A 17,226-nucleotide genomic window follows, 5' to 3' on the forward strand; every position below is an offset into this window, starting at 1 on the left:
GTGTCTCTTGCTCTCTGGCAACAGTGTCTGGATTACCTGCAGGACGAGCTGAACGCACAACAGTTCAATACCTGGATTCGCCCGCTTCAAGCCGAAGAGGGGGAAGCCAACGAGCTGCGTCTGCTGGCGCCCAATCGCTTCGTTCGCGACTGGGTTGGCGACAAGTATGCCAAGCGTATCAACGAGCTGCTCAGGGATCTGGCGCCAGCCAAGCCACCACGGGTGGTGCTGACGGTCGGTAGTCGAAGTGCGGCAGCGGTCAAGCCGCAGCCGCGCGACCTGGGTGCGCCGGTTTCGGCCAGCCCTCACTCTCCCTTGGCGCCAGCCGTGCAGGTGCCGCCGCGGGGCGACATCGGCGACGAACGCGAAATCGACCAAATGCGCGAAGAGGGAACCTCGGCGCGCCGTTCCGGTGGCGATCGCGAGGTGCAGGTTGAAGGCAGCTTGAAACACAATAGCGGCCTCAACCCCAGCTTCACCTTCGAGACCTTCGTCGAGGGCAAGTCGAACCAGTTGGCGAGAGCCGCCTCGCGGCAGGTTTCCGAGAACCCGGGGGGCGCCTACAACCCTCTGTTTCTGTATGGCGGCGTCGGTCTGGGCAAGACCCACCTGATGCATGCGGTAGGCAACGCGCTGGCGACACGGCGCGAGAATGCGCGCGTCGTCTACCTGCACTCCGAGCGCTTCGTGGCCGACATGGTCAAGGCACTGCAGCTCAATGCCATCAACGACTTCAAGCGTTTCTACCGTAGTGTCGATGCGCTGCTGATCGACGACATCCAGTTCTTTGCCGGCAAGGAGCGTTCCCAGGAGGAGTTCTTCCACACCTTCAACGCCCTGCTCGAGGGTGGTCAGCAGATGATCCTGACGTCGGACCGCTACCCCAAGGAGATCAGCGGCGTCGAGGAACGCCTCAAGTCGCGTTTCGGGTGGGGACTGACCGTCGCCATCGAGCCCCCTGAACTCGAGACACGGGTCGCCATTCTGATGAAGAAGGCGGATCAGGCCAAGGTGGACCTGCCCCACGATGCCGCCTTCTTCATTGCCCAGAAGATTCGCTCGAACGTGCGCGAGCTGGAGGGGGCGCTCAAAAAGGTCATTGCCGATTCCCATTTCATGGGCAAGCCGATCACCCAGGACTTCATTCGCGAATCGCTGAAGGACCTGCTGGCGCTGCAGGACAAGCAGGTCGGCGTGGACAACATTCAGCGTACCGTTGCCGAATACTACAAGATCAAGCTGGCCGACCTGCTCTCCAAGCGGCGCTCACGCTCGGTGGCCCGACCGCGTCAGGTGGCGATGGCGTTGGCCAAGGAGTTGACCAATCACAGCCTGCCGGAAATCGGCGATGCCTTCGGCGGACGTGACCATACCACGGTGCTGCATGCCTGCCGTAAGGTACAGGCACTGCAGGAGGAGAGCGCGGACATCCGCGAGGACTACAAGAACCTGCTGCGACTGCTGACCAGTTAGCGGCGGGTTTCGCTACGCTCAGCATTGCCCGACACCCATCTACAGGACGAGACGTGGAGCCGACATGAGATTTTCCATTACCCGCGAAGCGCTGCTACGGCCGCTGGCACTGGTGGCTGGCGTGGTGGAGCGTCGCCAGACCCTGCCAGTACTGTCCAACGTGCTGATCCAGGTCGATCAGGACGAGGTAGCCCTTACCGGCACCGATCTCGAGGTCGAACTGATCGGACGCACGGCGGCATCGCAGGTCGATGTGCCAGGTGCCGTTACCGTGCCGGCCCGCAAGCTGATGGACATTTGCAAGTCGCTGCCCGACCAGGCCGAGTTGCAGTTCAGCCTGGAGGAGGGTCGTGCCGTACTGCGTAGCGGCCGTTCCCGCTTTACCCTATCGACTCTGCCGGTAGCCGAATTCCCGAACATTGAAGACAGCGCTGGCGATGTGGAGCTCAGCCTGCCACGCGGAACGCTCAAGCATCTCATCGATGCCACCTCCTTCGCGATGGCTCAGCAGGACGTTCGCTACTATCTGAACGGCATGCTGCTCGAGCTGCGTTCGAATCTGGTGCGCACCGTGGCGACCGACGGCCACCGCCTGGCCGTGTGTTCACGCCCGGCAGAGATCCAGGTAGAGCCGGCGCGCAAGCTGATCGTGCCGCGCAAGGGCGTGCTCGAGCTGGTGCGGCTGCTCGATGACAGCGACGAGCCGGTGACACTGACACTCAGTGCCAGCCACGTGCGTGCCCATACTGGCGATTTCACCTTCACCTCGAAGCTGGTCGACGGCAAGTTTCCCGACTACGAGCGCGTGGTGCCGCGTGGCGGCGACAAGGTCTTCATAGCCGACCGTGCCGAACTGCGCCAGGTGCTGTCACGTACCTCCATCCTCTCCAACGAGAAGTATCGCGGTGTTCGCCTGCATCTTCAGGAGGGCAACCTGCAGGTGATGGCCAACAACCCCGAGCAGGAGGAAGCGGAGGAGAACGTGGCCGTGGAGTACGGCGGCGACTCCCTCGAAATCGGCTTCAATGTTGGCTATCTTATTGATGTTCTTGGAGTTATCGGTGAGGATAGAGTGCAGATGACGCTTGCTGACTCGAACAGCAGTGCCTTGATGGAAGAGCCCGGCGGGGGCGATGCCCTGTATGTCGTCATGCCGATGCGCCTTTGAGGCAGCCATTCTGCTCGCATCTCTCCGCATCCGGCCGCGCAACAACGCGGCCGGGTGTCATTTAGCCGTGCGTTACCTCTCATGCTGATCGAACGCCTCGCCTTCACCGGCCTGAGAAACCTGGAGGCGCTAGACTTGGCGCCGAGCCCTGGTATCAACCTGATCGTGGGTTGTAACGGCAGTGGCAAGACCAGCCTGCTCGAGGGGCTGCACATTCTAGGTATGGGCCGCTCTTTCCGCACGCGGCAGTTGAAGCACGCCATCGCCCATGAAAGCGACGAGATGACCCTGTATGCCCGCCTATGTGGCGAGCCCCCCTTACCCATCGGGGTCCGGCGGGCACGCGATGCGGCCGAGCTGGAAATGCGTATGGGAGGGGAGCGGGTGTCGCGCCTGTCGAGGTTGATCGAGGCGCTTCCCTTGCAGTTGATCAATCCCGATGCTTTCCGCTTGCTAGAGGGGGCTCCGGCCGGCCGTCGGGAGTTTCTCGATTGGGGTGTGTTTCACGTGAAACATGACTTCTACGATGCCTGGCGCCGCGCCAAGCGTGCGTTGAAGCATCGGAATGCGCTTCTCAGGCATGGTAGAATGGATGCCAATAGCCTGGCTGCCTGGGAACAGGAGCTGACCCTGTGGGGCGAGCGGGTCGACGTCCTGCGACGCGAGTGGATGGCCAGCTTCGTCCCCGTGTTCGAGGAGACGTTGGGCAGGCTGATCGACCTGCCCGAACTGAGCCTGCGTTACTCACGCGGCTGGGACAAGCAGCGATCCTTGCAGGAAGTGCTCGAACAGGGGCGAACGGCAGATCAGCTGATGGGATTTACCCAGAATGGGCCACAGCGCGCCGACCTGCGCATTCGGCTGGGGCGTCGCCCCGCCGTCGAGGTGCTGTCGCGTGGCCAACAGAAACTGGTGGTCAGTGCGCTCAAGCTGGCACAGGGAAGATTACTGGAACAGTCGACCGGGCGCAGCTGCCTCTATCTCGTCGACGACCTACCCGCGGAGCTGGATGCCGAGCATCGCCGCGTGTTTTGCCGGCTGCTCGAGTCCATGCGCTGCCAAGCTTTTATTACGAGTGTCGAACACGACGCCCTGGTGGGGCCATGGGAGTCCCACACGCCAATTGCGGTGTTTCACGTGAAACAAGCGTCATCCGGAACAGGGCAGCTAGTGCCAAAGGCACAGATAGACTTCACGACGGAGTAGTCAATGAGCGAACAAGCTTACGACTCAACGAGCATCAAGGTCCTCAAGGGGCTGGATGCCGTGCGCAAGCGTCCCGGCATGTACATCGGCGATACCGATGACGGGACAGGTCTGCATCATATGGTGTTCGAGCTGGTGGACAACTCCATCGATGAAGCTCTGGCCGGATATTGCAGCGAAGTACGCGTGGTCATTCATCCCGATGAGTCGATCACCGTAAGCGACAACGGCCGCGGCGTACCCACCGACATACACGAGGAGGAGGGCGTCTCAGCGGCCGAGGTGATCATGACGGTCCTTCACGCCGGCGGCAAATTCGACGACAACTCCTATAAGGTGTCGGGTGGGTTGCACGGCGTTGGGGTATCGGTCGTCAATGCACTGTCCGAAGAACTCAAGCTGACGATCTGGCGGGCGGGGCAGGTCCATGAACAGATCTACCGCCACGGTGTGCCCCAGGCGCCGCTTGGGGTGGTGGGAAAGACCGAAAAGACCGGCACCCGGGTTCACTTCAAACCCTCCCCAGACACCTTCGCCAATATCGAATTTCACTACGATATCCTGGCCAAGCGTCTGCGCGAACTCTCCTTCCTCAACTCCGGTGTGGCGATTCGCCTACTGGACGAGCGTAGCGGAAAGGAAGAGCTATTTCACTACGAGGGTGGCCTCAAGGCCTTTGTCGATCATCTCAATACCAACAAGACCGTGCTCAACCCGGTGTTCCATTTCGAAGCTGAGCGCGAAGATGGCGTGGTGGTCGAGGTGGCCATGCAGTGGAGCGACTCGTTCACCGAGAACATTTACTGCTATACCAACAACATACCGCAGCGTGATGGCGGTACGCACCTGGCCGGTTTTCGTGCTGCCTTGACCCGCACCATGAACGGGTACATCGAAGCCGAGGGGCTGTTGAAGAAGAGCAAGGTGGCGACAACGGGTGATGACGCTCGCGAAGGGTTGACGGCCATCATCTCGGTCAAGGTGCCGGACCCCAAGTTTTCCTCACAGACCAAGGACAAGCTGGTCTCTTCAGAAGTGAAGACGGCTGTCGAGCAGGAGATGGGACGACTGTTCGCGGAGTACCTGATCGAGAAGCCCAATGAGGCGAAGGCGATCGTCAACAAGATGCTCGATGCCGCTCGTGCTCGCGAAGCGGCGCGCAAGGCACGTGACATGACGCGACGCAAGGGCGCCCTGGACATCGCTGGCCTGCCGGGCAAGCTAGCCGACTGCCAGGAGAAGGATCCCAGCCTTTCCGAACTGTTCCTGGTGGAGGGTGACTCGGCCGGTGGTAGCGCCAAGCAGGGCAGGGATCGCCGCACCCAGGCGATTCTGCCGCTCAAGGGCAAGATCCTCAACGTCGAGAAGGCTCGCTTCGACAAGATGCTCTCCTCCGCCGAGGTGGGCACGCTGATCACTGCACTCGGCTGTGGCATTGGTCGTGAAGAGTTCAACCCCGACAAGCTGCGTTATCACTCGATCATCATCATGACCGATGCGGACGTCGACGGCTCGCATATCCGGACGCTGCTGCTGACCTTCTTCTTCCGGCAGATGTCGCAGCTGATCGAGCGTGGCCACGTCTTCATTGCCCAGCCGCCGCTCTACAAGATCAAGCGCGGCAAGCAGGAGACGTACCTCAAGGATGAGCAGGCGCTGACCGACTACCTGACCGCTACCGCGATGGATGGCGCCAGGCTCTACGTCAATCCCGATGCACCACCGGTCACCGGAACGCAGCTCGAATCACTGGTAGGGCAATACCGCGACGTGATGAAGCGCATCGACCGTCTTTCGCGGGTCTATCCCAACGAAGTGCTGCGCAAGGTCGTTCATGCCGCGCATCTCGAAGGCGAAGCGAGCCTCAAGGATCGCGTGACCATGCAGAACTGGATCGCCTATCTGCAGGAAGAGATGGATGCGCTGGTGGCCTACGAGGGCGGACCTCGCTATACCTTCCGGCTCGAGGAGGACGCCGAGCGCGAACTCTTCCTGCCGGCGGTGACACTGACGGCGCATGGCGTCAGCACCGACTACGTATGGGGCATCGACTTCTTCACCAGCGCTGACTATCGCGCCATGGCAGCCTTGGGCGAGACGCTGGAGGGGCTGCTCGAAGAGGGCGCCTATATCGCTCGCGGCGAGCGCAAGAAGACGGTGGCCAACTTCTACCAGGCGCTCGAATGGCTGATGGCCGAGGCCCAGCGCGGGTTGGCAGTGTCCCGCTACAAGGGGCTTGGCGAGATGAATCCGGATCAGTTGTGGGAGACCACGATGGATCCGGATGCCAGGCGGCTATTGCGTGTATCGATCGAGGATGCCGTGGCGGCTGACATGATGTTCAATACCTTGATGGGAGACGAGGTCGAGCCTCGTCGTGCTTTCATCGAGAGCAACGCACTGGCTGCCAATCTCGATGTTTGACGCCAGGCGCGGCGGTGTTTCACGTGAAACACCGCCGCGCCCAGCCCCAGCCCTGCTCGAGGCGAACATGCTCATGCAAAAAAGCCGACCCTGAAAAGGTCGGCTTTTTTCATGCCAAACAGAAATATCAGCTTGTGCTGATTAACAGCCAATCAGTGAAAGCCGCCAGGTCATCGAAAACGTGGACTCCAGCGATTCCTATCCCCTTGGCTTCGGTTAGCCGTCCTTTTCCCGTTCTTACCAGTGCCAGGCGACAGCCCATGGGCTCACCGGCCTGAAGATCGCGCAGGCTGTCACCTACCATCCAGCTGCCCGCCAGGCTCTCCAGGCCCATCGTGTCGCGAATCCGTTCGAGTAGCCCGGTCAGCGGTTTGCGGCAGGAGCAGCCATCACCCGGGCCGTGCGGGCAGTAGGCGATCTGCGCGATTCTACCCCCTGCCTCGGCAACTTGCTTTTCAAGCTCGGCGTGCATCAAGGCCAGTGTGGATTCGTCATAGAGACCCCGGGCGATGCCGGATTGGTTAGTGGCAATGGCAACTGTCCAGCCGGCGCGAGACAAGCGCGCAATGGCGTCAATGGAAGCCGGATAGGGAATCCACTCGGCAAGAGACTTGATGTAGGCATCGGAATCCTGATTGATGACACCGTCCCTGTCGAGAATGACGAGTCGGGATGCATCGGGCATCGGTACACCATGGTAGCGAGGTAGGGTAGGAGAGTGTTTCACGTGAAACGCCCATTGCCAAGGCTGAGGGGCTTGTGTTCCACGTGAAACACTTGGCGCGACGGAATAAAAAAACCGGCCGGAATCATTCCGGCCGGCTTCTGACAACGCTCGTTACTGCTGCAACAGAGCGATGTCGGCGACTTCGAGAAACAATGCCTGGAGGCCGGCCAACAGCGCCAGGCGATTACGGCGGATGGCATCATCGTCAGCCATGACCATGACGTCGTCGAAGAAGGCGTCAACCGGTGCACGCAGCCCAGCGAGAATGTCCAGTGCTTCGCGGTAATGCCCCTCGGCAAACAACGGCATGACGCGTTCACGGCTCGACGAGACAGCATCGCTCAGCGCCTTCTCGGCGGATTCCTCGAGCAGAGCGCTGTCAACCTGGCTGCCGACCTTGCCGTCCTGTTTGGCCAGAATGTTGGAGACCCGCTTGTTGGCAGCGGCCAGGGCCGCTGCCTCCTCGCGCTGGGTGAAGGCATGTACCGCCCGCAGGCGCCGGGCGAAATCCAGCGGCTTGGTGACCGGGCGGGCGCGTACCGCCAGGTACACTTCGGCGGGAATGCCCTCGTCCTGCCCCCAGGCGCGGAAGCGGTCGAGCATGTAGCCGAGCACTTCCTCGACCAGATTCTCGGCGTAAGGTAGCTCCTGATGCTGTGCCGCAGCGAGTTCGAGCAGTTCGCGCAGATCGACGTCCAGTTCGCCCTTGATAATGATGTTGAGCACGCCGATGGCGGCGCGGCGCAGGGCGAAGGGATCCCGGGTACCGCTGGGCCGCTGGCCGATGCCGAAGATGCCGGTGAGGGTGTCGAGCCGGTCGGCCAACGCCAGGGCCTGGCCGGTGCGGCAGGCAGGGATCTCATCGCCGGCGAAGCGCGGCAGGTACTGTTCTTCCAGTGCCTGTGCCACTTCGGCGGGTTCGCCGTCATGGGTGGCATAGTAGCGGCCCATGATGCCCTGCAGTTCCGGAAACTCCAGCACCATCTCGGTGACGAGATCGCACTTGGCCAGCTCGGCGGCACGGCGTGCCTGGGCCACGTCGCCGCCGATACGCCCGGCAATGAACGCCGCGACTGCTGCGCTGCGGTGCGCCTTGTCGGCGAGGGTGCCGAGCTGCTGCTGGAACACCACGCTGGCAAGTCCCGCTATGCGCGCCGACAAGGGCTGCTTGCGGTCGGTGTCGTAGAAGAAAGCAGCATCGGCCAGGCGTGGGCGAATGACCTTCTCGTTGCCCTCGATGACCTGCTGCGGATCCTGGCTGTCGATGTTCGAGATGGTGATGAACTGGGGTAGCAGCCGGCCCTGTTCGTCGAGCAGGTGGAAGTACTTCTGGTTGGCCTTCATCGACGAGATCAGGCACTCCGCCGGCACCTCGAGGAAGCGCTCGTCGAAGCTGCCGGCGAGCGCCACGGGCCACTCCACCAGGCCGCTTACCTCGACGAGCAGCGCTTCGTCGATGACTGCCCGAGCGTCCTGGACCTCGGCCTCGGCCAGCACCTGCTCGCGGATGCGCTCACGACGGAGCTCCCGATCGGCCAGGACCCAGGCCTGCTCGAGGGCGTCGAGATAATCGTCTGCATGTGCCAGCTCGATGGGGTCGGGGGCATGGAAGCGGTGGCCGCGAGTGGTGCGGCCGGCGGTCAGGCCCAGCGATTCAGCCTCGACCACCTCGTCGCCGTAGAGCATCACGAGCCAATGGACGGGGCGCGAGAACTCTACCCGGGACGCGCCCCAGCGCATGTTCTTGGGCACCGGCAGGGCGGTGATGGCCTTGTCGACGATCGCTGGCAGCAGCCGGGTGGTGGCTTCGCCCTGTTGTCGCTCGCAATAGCCGAGCCAGGTGCCCTTGTCGGTTTCCAGATGAATCAGATCCGTCACCGCGACGCCGCAGGAACGGGCGAAGCCTTCGGCGGCCTTGGTGGGCTGGCCGTCCTTGAAGGCGGCAGCGAGGGCCGGGCCGCGACGCTCGACCTCGCGGTCGGGCTGCTTGTCGGCCAGCTCGGTCACCTGCACCGCCAGGCGGCGCGGCGTGGCATAGGCGCGAATGCCGCCGAAGCTGACCTCGGCTTCGGTGAGACCGCGGCGAATGCCATCGGCCAGGGCATCGGAGAGCGAGTCGATGGCGCTCGGCGGCAGCTCCTCGACGCCCAGCTCGATCAGAAAGGTATGGGCAGCCATCATGCGTCTCCCTGTTCGACGTTCATGTCCTGGGCCAGCAGTTCCTGACGCAGCGCCTCGGGAGCCAGCGGGAAGCCGGCGGCCTTGCGCGAGGCATAGTAGGCGTGGGCCACGTCGCGGGCCATGGTGCGTACGCGCAGGATGAAGCGCTGGCGTTCGGTCACCGAGATGGCATGACGGGCATCCAGCAGGTTGAAGGTATGCGAAGCCTTGAGCACCTGTTCGTAGGCCGGCAGTGGCAGGTTCGCCTCGAGCAGTTTGGTGCACTCGCGCTCCTGATGGTCGAACGCATTGAACAGGGCCGGCACGTCGGCATGCTCGAAGTTGTAGGCCGACTGCTCACGCTCGTTCTGCAGGTAGACGTCGCCATAGGTGACCTTGGAGCCGTCCGGTGCGACGGTCCAGACGAGATCGTAGACGCTGTCGACGTTCTGCAGGTACATGGCGATGCGCTCGAGACCATAGGTCAGCTCGCCGGTGACGGGATAGCACTCCAGCCCGCCCGCCTGCTGGAAGTAGGTGAACTGGGTCACCTCCATACCGTTGAGCCAGACTTCCCAGCCGAGTCCCCAGGCGCCAAGGGTCGGCGACTCCCAGTTGTCCTCGACGAAGCGAATGTCATGCACCAGTGGGTCAATGCCGATGCGCATGAGCGAGCCCAGGAAGCGCTCCTGCAGGTCGGCAGGGGAGGGCTTCATCACCACCTGGAACTGATAGTAGTGCTGCAGACGGTTGGGGTTCTCGCCGTAGCGGCCGTCGGTGGGGCGGCGGGAAGGCTGCACGTAGGCGGCATTCCAGGTCTCCGGGCCGATGGAGCGCAGGAAAGTGGCGGGGTGGAAGGTGCCTGCCCCGACCTCCATGTCCAGCGGCTGGAGCACCACACAGCCTTGTTCGGCCCAGTACTGCTGCAGGGAGAGTATCAGGCCCTGGAAAGTGGTCGCGTCTGGCGTCGACCCTGGAGCCGAGGTCGACGGGGGTGTCGAGAGCGTCTGCGACGGGTTTGGCGAGGGAGTCATTGCGGAAGCACCGTTGGCCATGAATTCACGAGGCGTCAAGTATACAATCACAGGCACATCGGTTATAGGCGCAGCGGTTGCGCCCCAGCGAGGTTCACAATGATCGTAGTGACAGGTGGCGCCGGCTTCATCGGCTCGAATCTGGTCAAGGCCCTCAACGAGCGCGGGCGCAATGACGTGCTGGTCGTCGACGACCTGCGCGACGGTACCAAGTTCGTCAACCTGGCGGACTGCACCCTGGGCGACTATCTCGACAAGGACGATTTCCGCACACGCATCGAAGCGGCACTCTGTGGCGAGCCCTCGCGCCTGCCGCCCATCGAGGCGATCTTCCATGAAGGGGCCTGCTCGGACACCACCGAGTGGGACGGGCGCTTCATGCTCGACAACAACTTCGAATACTCGAAAGTGCTGCTGCACTACTGCCAGCAGCAGGGGATTCCCTTCCTTTATGCTTCCTCGGCGGCCACCTACGGTGGCAGCCAGGTGTTCCGCGAGGAGCCCGAGTACGAGAAGCCGCTGAACGTCTATGGCTACTCCAAGCTGCTGTTCGACCAGTACGTGCGCCAGCACTGGAATGAACTGACCAGCCAGGTGGTGGGGTTCCGCTACTTCAACGTCTACGGCCCGCGCGAGCAGCACAAGGGCAAGATGGCCAGCGTGGCCTACCACAACCATACCCAGGTCAGCGCGGGGCAGGATCTCAGGCTGTTCGGCGCCTGGGACGGCTATGAGGCGGGTATGCAGAGCCGCGACTTCGTCTACGTGGGCGACGTGGTGGACGTCAACCTGTGGTTCCTCGACAACCCCGGCAAGTCAGGCATCTTCAACCTTGGCTCCGGTCGTGCCGAACCGTTCAAGGCCATCGGCGAGGCGGTGATTGCCCACCATGGCCGCGGTCGCATCGAGTACATCGATTTTCCCGAAGAGCTCAAGGGGCGCTACCAGAGCTATACACGAGCCGATATCTCGCGCCTGCGCGAGGCCGGCTACGAGCGTGAGTTCCGCACCGTGGCCGAAGGCGTGAAGGCCTACCTGGAGTGGCTGGACGAGGCCAAGGGATGAGCCAGGCGTCTGCGCCGGTGTCCCGCATTCTCGTAGTCGGCCCCTCCTGGGTCGGCGATATGGTCATGGCCCAGAGCCTGTTCAAGACCTTGAAGCAGCGCCAGCCCGAGAGTCGCATCGGCGTCGTGGCGCCGGGCTGGTCGCAGCCCATTCTCGAGCGCATGGAGGAGGTCGACGAGGTGGTGAGTCTGGACGTCGGCCACGGCGAGTTTGGCTGGTCGACCCGGCGTGCCCTGGCGCAGCGGCTGCGCGGGCGCTTCGACAAGGCGATCGTGCTGCCGCGCTCTTGGAAGTCGGCCCTGGTGCCGTTCCTGGCGCGCATTCCCCACCGGGTGGGCTTTACCGGCGAGCAGCGCTATGGGCTGCTCAATGAGCGGCGCGAGCTCGACAGGGCGACGCTGGACCAGACCGTCAAGCGCTTCGTGGCGCTTGGTCTACCGGCCGACGAGGCCAAACGCAGCGATTTCGCCATTCCCCGGCCACGCTTGCGGGTCGACCTCGACAATCTGGCCGAGCTGCGCCTGCGCCTGGGGCTGAGTTCGCGGCCGGCCATCGGTATGATGCCCGGCGCCGAGTACGGCCCGGCCAAGCAGTGGCCGCTGGGTCACTTCCGCGAATTGGCCGAACGCCTGGTGGCCGACGGCTTCGAGGTGCGTGTGCTGGGTGGGCCCAAGGACGTCGCGGCCGGGGATGCGATCGCAGAGGGCCAGGCGCAGGTGCATAACCTGTGCGGCCAAACCCGCCTGGCCGATGCGGTGGACCTGCTCGCCGACTGCCAGCAGGTGGTCACCAACGACTCCGGACTGATGCACGTGGCCGCCGCGGTCGGCACCCGTATTCAGGCACTCTACGGCTCATCGTCACCGGCCTATACGCCGCCGTTGACCGACAACGCCGAGATCCACTATCTGGGGCTTTCCTGCTCACCCTGCTTCGAACGTACCTGCCCGCTGGGCCACACCAACTGCCAGGTGCAGCTCTCGCCTCAGCGAGTACTAGCCGCCGTGTTGGCGTCGTCCCGTGCGGCGTTCACGCACGGTTGAGCAGCCGACGGCGGGTATCTACTGCACCTCGGCAGGTTCCTCGCCGGTGGCATCCTCCGGCGTTTCCACGACCTGCACCTGGGGTTCCTCCGGTTCAGGCTCCTGATTAGGCGGTGTCAGCCCTTCCCAGAGGCGTTCCTGCAGCACGATCTCCTCGCGCATGCGGGCATTGAAGAATTCGATGCCATGCTCCTCGAGCAGAGTCGGCTCGTCCGAAAGCAGCGAAACCCCGAGACCGGCGCGATGCCAATCGATGGTATAGCCCATTGCCTCGAGAATGGTGGGGAAGGCATCCACCATGGAGGCTTCGCGCCTCTGCCGGCCCTGGGGGATACCGGGCCCCATCAGGATAAAGGTATTGTCGCGCTCGCCTTCGATCAGTTGCTCCCAAGCCGATACGCGCATGGTCAAATGATCGCTGGCAACAATCACGACAGTGTTGTCGAGCAGGCCCTCGGCCTCGGCCCGGGTGAGGAAACTCCGGGCCAGCCAGGCCGAGCACTCCACAGAGAATAGAATGTCGTTGCCGTCGAACTCCCCCTGTCGATCGAGGCAAGCCTGGGCGGGATAGCCATACGGCGCATGGCCCGATATGGACAGAGTGACCAGGCCCCAGGGGCCCCCTTCCGCATTCAGGCGGCGCAGTTCCTGCAGGCTGAACTCGAAGAGCGAGTCGTCGTAGAGCCCCCAGTTGTTGACGTATTCGGGATCTTCGAGCAGGGGCTGGAGCTCCTCGCGTCCGAGGATGGTGTCGAAGCCGTGCCCTTCATAGAACAGGCCCTTGCCGGCGAAGTTGACGCTGGCGCCGCCCATGTAGGTGAGCTGGTAGCCCTGTGCCGACAACAGGTCACCGAGACAGTCGACGCCGGGCACGACCTTTTCCAAGGGAGAGAACTGGCGGTCATGCAGCAGACCGGCCGGCATGAGAGGCGTGCCGCATTGGCTGGCGATCATGCCGGCCATGGTCCAGCCGGTATTGTCGACCTGACGGATGCCTTCGTAAACCAGACCGTGCTCACCGATGGCGTCCAGCTCTGCATAGGCATCGCCGAAGCGCTCACGATCGGAATAGGTGCGTTCGATGCTCTCCAGGTACAGCAGCAGCAGGTTGGGCGGATCCCGGGGCGATTCGAGAAGGATCGGCTCGACGTAATGGCGCTCCAGCCAGGCGTCGGGCTTGGTGACGATGGCGGCACCGCGCTGGCCCACGCCATATAACAGGGGGTTGCTCACCAGCAGCACGAGGGCCAGCAGTGGTTCGCCGCGGCGCCAGCGATGATCATGGCGTACCAGCCAGGTGAACGAAGCCAGCAGCGCGACCATCGAAAGTGTGTAGAAGAACGCTGCACCGATGCGGCTTACCCCGCCATGGTCGGCCATGCCGGCCTGCAGGTGGAAGAACACCGCGCTCAGGTCGACGATGCCGAAGCTCTCGGCAAGATAGAGATAGAGCCCCCACAGCGCGATGGGGAGCAGTGCCCAAGGCCACCTGCGAGGTACATCGGCGCGCGATGTGAGAGGTGCACCCCAGTGGAAGAGGGCACTCAGCCCTACCCAGGCAAGCGTCAGTAAGGGCAGGCCCCAGGAGGGGACGCGGGTCAGCACGGTAATGGCGTAACCCAGGCAGAGCCCGATGATCAGCAGCGACAGCCAGCGGGGGCGAGCCAGCTCGAGCAGCTTGGAAGGGATAGGCATTGTGTGGATTCATCCATTGAATTCGACTGATAGCTTATCAAGCCTATCTCGTCTTGCACCACGAATCGTGTCGTAGGCAGCCCACGACCGGGTTTGCTGGCCTCGCGGTTGCGGCAGTAAACTGGCCAGCCGCCGAATCCACGAGGAGTGGCCGATGACCCTGGCTGCCGTACTGATCGTCAAGAACGAGGCCGCCCACCTGCGTGCCTGCCTGGAGACGCTGCGCTGGGCCGATGAGCTCGTGGTGCTGGATGCCGGGAGCCAGGATTCGACCTGCGCCATTGCCCGTGAGTTCACCGACAAGGTGACGGTGAATGACGACTGGCAGGGTTTCGGCGTGCAGCGCCAGCGCGCCGAGGCCTTGGCCGAGAGCGACTGGATCCTGATGATCGATGCCGATGAACGAGTGACCCCCGAGCTGCGCGAGAGCATCCAGTCCGCGATGACCGTCGACGAGCCGGCCATCTATACCCTGCCGCGCCTCTCCTGGTGCTTCGGCGCCTTCATACGCCACTCCGGCTGGTACCCCGACCGGGTGGCGCGGCTCTATCCCAGAGGGCAAGCGGGGTATGATGCGGCCCTGGTCCACGAGAAGCTGCAGAATCGCGGGGGGCTGCCGGTCAAGGCCCTGCAGGGCGACTTGCTGCACTATACCTACCGTGACCTGCGCCATTACCTGGAAAAGTCGGCCCACTACGCCCAAGCCTGGGCCGAGCAGCGTGCCGCCCGTGGCAAGCAGGGCAGCCTCTCGGCCGGGTTGGTGCATGGGTTGGGCTGTTTCCTGCGCATGTACCTGCTGCGTGCGGGCTTTCTCGATGGGCGCCAGGGCCTGCTGCTGGCGCTGCTCTCGGCCCACTCCACCTTCGCCAAGTATGCCGACCTGTGGATCAGGACGCGGACGTCGCCGCCACCCGACGACGCACCTGAGCGCTGATTGCATCGGCTGCGGTCTCGATATCGATCGCCGCCATGTCGCTTTCACCGGCCGCTTCGGGTGGGCTGAAAGCGAGGCGGCGCGACGCGTCGTTGCAGGTTTGCCAACGTAGTGAGGTGGCTGAGCGGCGCGCCGGGTAGAAGCCCGCCGTGGGTCGGTTGAGGCAGCCGGCGATATGCAGCGGCCCAGTGGAACCGGCGATGAACAGGTCGGCGACTGCGAGCGTCAGGGCAAAATCCCCGAGACTCGCACGCGGCGGCAGTACCGTTGCCGACAGCCCCCGGGAAGCGAGCGAGTCCCGGAGTTCGCGAGCGGTCGGTTCCTCGCCGGGACCGGCGGTCAACAGCCAGTGCGGGCGGAGCACCGTATCGGCAAGGCGCGAGTCGACGGCCGTCGCCAGTTCGGCGTACTGAACGGGGGAAAGGTTGACCGCCGAGCCGCCGCTGCCGGCGTGCAGGAAGAGCCAGGGCGCTTGCGTATCGAGGGTCAGCTCAGTGGCGATCGTCTCGCGCTGGGTTTCCACGGCCCCGGTTGGCAGCGGCCAGTACGGTGGTGTGGGACGGCGGGGAGGGAGATGTCCCTCGATGTCGAGCAGGGCCTCGGCGAGCTCGATGTTGTACAGGTATTCCGGCTTGGCCGAGCGCGACCTGCGCTGGACGATGCGATGGTTGTAGAATAGCTGCGCCCACTTGGTGGCAGGCGCCAGGCGACACGGAATACCGGCACGCCAGCCCAGCCAGCCGATGCGCGGGGTGGAGTACAGCGTCAGCATGGCCGTGAAGCGCGCGCTGCGCAGTTGCGCGAGCAGCTTGCGCTGCGCCTGTTTCCCGGCGCCGTCGCCGGGGTCGAGGATCACCTCGTCGATCCATGGGCACAGTCGAGCGATCGGTGCCGTGTAGCTCGGCACCAGTACACTGATACGCGCCTCGGGAGCGCCGGCCTTGAGGCAGGCGAGTGCCGGCCAGGCGAGCATGAAGTCGCCGAGCTTGTCGTTGCGCACCACCAGGATGTGTGGCGGCTGGTCCGTTGCGTGGCGACCGGCCACGCGGGAAGAAGACGTCATCTGGGCTCCCGAGCCCCGGTTGATCGACACCAAGGAGACAGCCTTGTCACGCAAGGTCATGCACATCTGCCTCTCGGACGGCTGGGGCGGACTCGAAATGTATCCTGCGCGGATTATACCCGAGCTGCAACGCCAAGGGTGGGAGCCCCATGGACTGGCGCTGGAGGGCTCGCGTGTGGCTGCCAGCCTGGTGGCCGCCGGCGTCGAGACGCTGACAGTCCCTTCACGGGGCCGGGCACTGCTGCAGGCGGGGCGCGTGCTGGCCTACCTGAAGCGCCACGGCATTGGCGTGCTGCACTGCCACAAGTCCAGCGACCTGCGCCTGGGAGCGCTGTTGGCGACCCTGCGGCCGAGCCTCGAGTTGTTCTTCACCGACCACATGGGTGTTACCCGGCCGAAGAAGGACCTCTATCATCGCTGGGCCTACGGTCACGTCACGCGATTGTTCGCCATCAGCGAGGCGACACGCCAGCGCAACCTGGCTGCCTTTCCGCTGCCCCCCGAGCGCATTCGCCGGCTCTACCTGGGCATCGACCAGACCCCCTATGTCCCGCAACTGGACACCGTTGCGCGCGAGGCGCTGCGTCGAGAACTGGGTGTTGTCCAGGATCAGGTGGCGATCGGCTTGCCGGGACGATTGACCGACGGCAAGGGCCACGAGGTGTGGCTGGAAGGCCTGGCCCGGCTGCACGAGCGCGCTCCCGGGCTGGCCTGGCATGGCGTGCTGATCGGCGGGCTTGCGGCTCGCGAGGGCAGCGACGAAGCCTACGTGGCGCACCTGCGCGAGCGGGTCACGGCGCTGGCGCTGGAAGCGCATGTGACCTTCACCGGGTTTCGCTCCGACCTGCCGCGCCTCTTCGAGGCGCTGGACATCGTCTGCGTGCCCTCGCGCAACGAGGCCTTCGGTCTGACCGTGGTCGAGGCAATGGCGGCCGGCAAGGCGGTCATCGGCGCCGACAGCGGGGCGATACCCGAACTTCTCGAGGCCGACTGCGGGCGCCTCGTCGCGCCGGAGGAGCCGCAGGCCTGGGCCGAGGCCATGGCGGAACTCGGGCAGGACGCGGCACTGCGCGAACGCCTGGGTCGCGCCGCAAGAGCGAGGGCAGAACGTCATTTCGACGTGGCCGCGCACGTGCGCGCCCTGATCGATGAATATGCCGGGAAGGAGGGGAGCGCTGCCAAGGTCTGAGAGTGGTGCGAGCCTTCCGTTCCAAGCATTGCCAAAACGCGGCGG

General features: G+C 63.9%; 13 protein-coding genes. 8 read left to right on the top strand and 5 right to left on the bottom strand.

Features of this window, described 5'->3' with window-relative positions; all coding sequences use genetic code 11:
- The 4 genes from dnaA to gyrB all read left to right on the top strand — a co-directional run bounded on the left by dnaA (position 1) and on the right by gyrB (position 6,271).
- On the top strand, positions 1–1,473 hold the full coding sequence (gene dnaA, locus ACRWQA_RS00005; protein WP_263581865.1) for a chromosomal replication initiator protein DnaA: 1,473 nt from the start codon (positions 1–3) through the stop codon (positions 1,471–1,473).
- 64 nt (positions 1,474–1,537) lie between these two features.
- Positions 1,538–2,641 (top strand): DNA polymerase III subunit beta, encoded by a 1,104-nt coding sequence (gene dnaN / locus ACRWQA_RS00010; RefSeq protein WP_263581866.1) that lies wholly within the window; start codon positions 1,538–1,540, stop codon positions 2,639–2,641.
- An 81-nt stretch (positions 2,642–2,722) separates the two neighbouring features.
- On the top strand, positions 2,723–3,847 hold the full coding sequence (gene recF / locus ACRWQA_RS00015) for a DNA replication/repair protein RecF (RefSeq protein ID WP_434231225.1): 1,125 nt from the start codon (positions 2,723–2,725) through the stop codon (positions 3,845–3,847).
- A 3-nt stretch (positions 3,848–3,850) separates the two neighbouring features.
- Positions 3,851–6,271, top strand: coding sequence for a DNA topoisomerase (ATP-hydrolyzing) subunit B (gyrB, locus tag ACRWQA_RS00020; RefSeq protein ID WP_263581868.1), 2,421 nt, complete (start codon positions 3,851–3,853; stop codon positions 6,269–6,271).
- A gap of 127 nt (positions 6,272–6,398) precedes the next feature.
- Here the strand turns inward: gyrB and gmhB are convergent, their stop codons facing one another.
- The 3 genes from gmhB to glyQ all read right to left on the bottom strand — a co-directional run bounded on the left by gmhB (position 6,399) and on the right by glyQ (position 10,192).
- Positions 6,399–6,956, bottom strand: a complete 558-nt coding sequence (gene gmhB, locus ACRWQA_RS00025) for a D-glycero-beta-D-manno-heptose 1,7-bisphosphate 7-phosphatase (RefSeq protein ID WP_434231227.1) — start codon at positions 6,954–6,956, stop codon at positions 6,399–6,401.
- 153 nt (positions 6,957–7,109) lie between these two features.
- On the bottom strand, positions 7,110–9,176 hold the full coding sequence (gene glyS, locus ACRWQA_RS00030) for a glycine--tRNA ligase subunit beta (RefSeq protein WP_434231229.1): 2,067 nt from the start codon (positions 9,174–9,176) through the stop codon (positions 7,110–7,112).
- Positions 9,176–10,192, bottom strand: coding sequence for a glycine--tRNA ligase subunit alpha (gene glyQ, locus ACRWQA_RS00035; RefSeq protein WP_434231232.1), 1,017 nt, complete (start codon positions 10,190–10,192; stop codon positions 9,176–9,178). The genes glyS and glyQ overlap by 1 nt, the downstream gene beginning before the upstream one ends.
- 99 nt (positions 10,193–10,291) lie before the next feature.
- On the opposite strand from glyQ, the gene rfaD reads away from it, so the two are divergent.
- Both rfaD and waaF read left to right on the top strand, forming a co-directional pair.
- Complete coding sequence (gene rfaD / locus ACRWQA_RS00040) at positions 10,292–11,257, top strand: ADP-glyceromanno-heptose 6-epimerase (protein ID WP_434231235.1); 966 nt, start codon at positions 10,292–10,294, stop codon at positions 11,255–11,257.
- Complete coding sequence (gene waaF, locus ACRWQA_RS00045) at positions 11,254–12,300, top strand: lipopolysaccharide heptosyltransferase II (RefSeq protein ID WP_434231237.1); 1,047 nt, start codon at positions 11,254–11,256, stop codon at positions 12,298–12,300. The genes rfaD and waaF overlap by 4 nt, the downstream gene beginning before the upstream one ends.
- Positions 12,301–12,318: 18 nt before the next feature.
- Here waaF and ACRWQA_RS00050 read toward each other — a convergent pair whose 3' ends face one another.
- The gene (locus ACRWQA_RS00050; RefSeq protein ID WP_434231238.1) at positions 12,319–13,995 is read right to left on the bottom strand and encodes a sulfatase-like hydrolase/transferase; all 1,677 of its coding nucleotides are present in this window, start codon (positions 13,993–13,995) and stop codon (positions 12,319–12,321) included.
- A gap of 154 nt (positions 13,996–14,149) precedes the next feature.
- On the opposite strand from ACRWQA_RS00050, the gene ACRWQA_RS00055 reads away from it, so the two are divergent.
- A complete protein-coding gene (locus tag ACRWQA_RS00055; protein WP_434231241.1) occupies positions 14,150–14,929 on the top strand; it encodes a glycosyltransferase family 2 protein in 780 nt (259 codons plus the stop codon).
- On the opposite strand, the gene ACRWQA_RS00060 is transcribed toward ACRWQA_RS00055, so the two are convergent.
- Positions 14,883–16,052 (bottom strand): glycosyltransferase family 9 protein, encoded by a 1,170-nt coding sequence (locus tag ACRWQA_RS00060; RefSeq protein WP_446326232.1) that lies wholly within the window; start codon positions 16,050–16,052, stop codon positions 14,883–14,885. The two genes, ACRWQA_RS00055 and ACRWQA_RS00060, sit on opposite strands and share 47 nt — an antisense overlap.
- On the opposite strand from ACRWQA_RS00060, the gene ACRWQA_RS00065 reads away from it, so the two are divergent.
- On the top strand, positions 16,036–17,181 hold the full coding sequence (locus ACRWQA_RS00065; protein ID WP_434231246.1) for a glycosyltransferase family 4 protein: 1,146 nt from the start codon (positions 16,036–16,038) through the stop codon (positions 17,179–17,181). The genes ACRWQA_RS00060 and ACRWQA_RS00065 overlap by 17 nt on opposite strands.
- Positions 17,182–17,226 lie beyond the last annotated feature (45 nt).

The sequence above is a fragment of the Billgrantia sp. C5P2 genome (genome assembly GCF_051062895.2).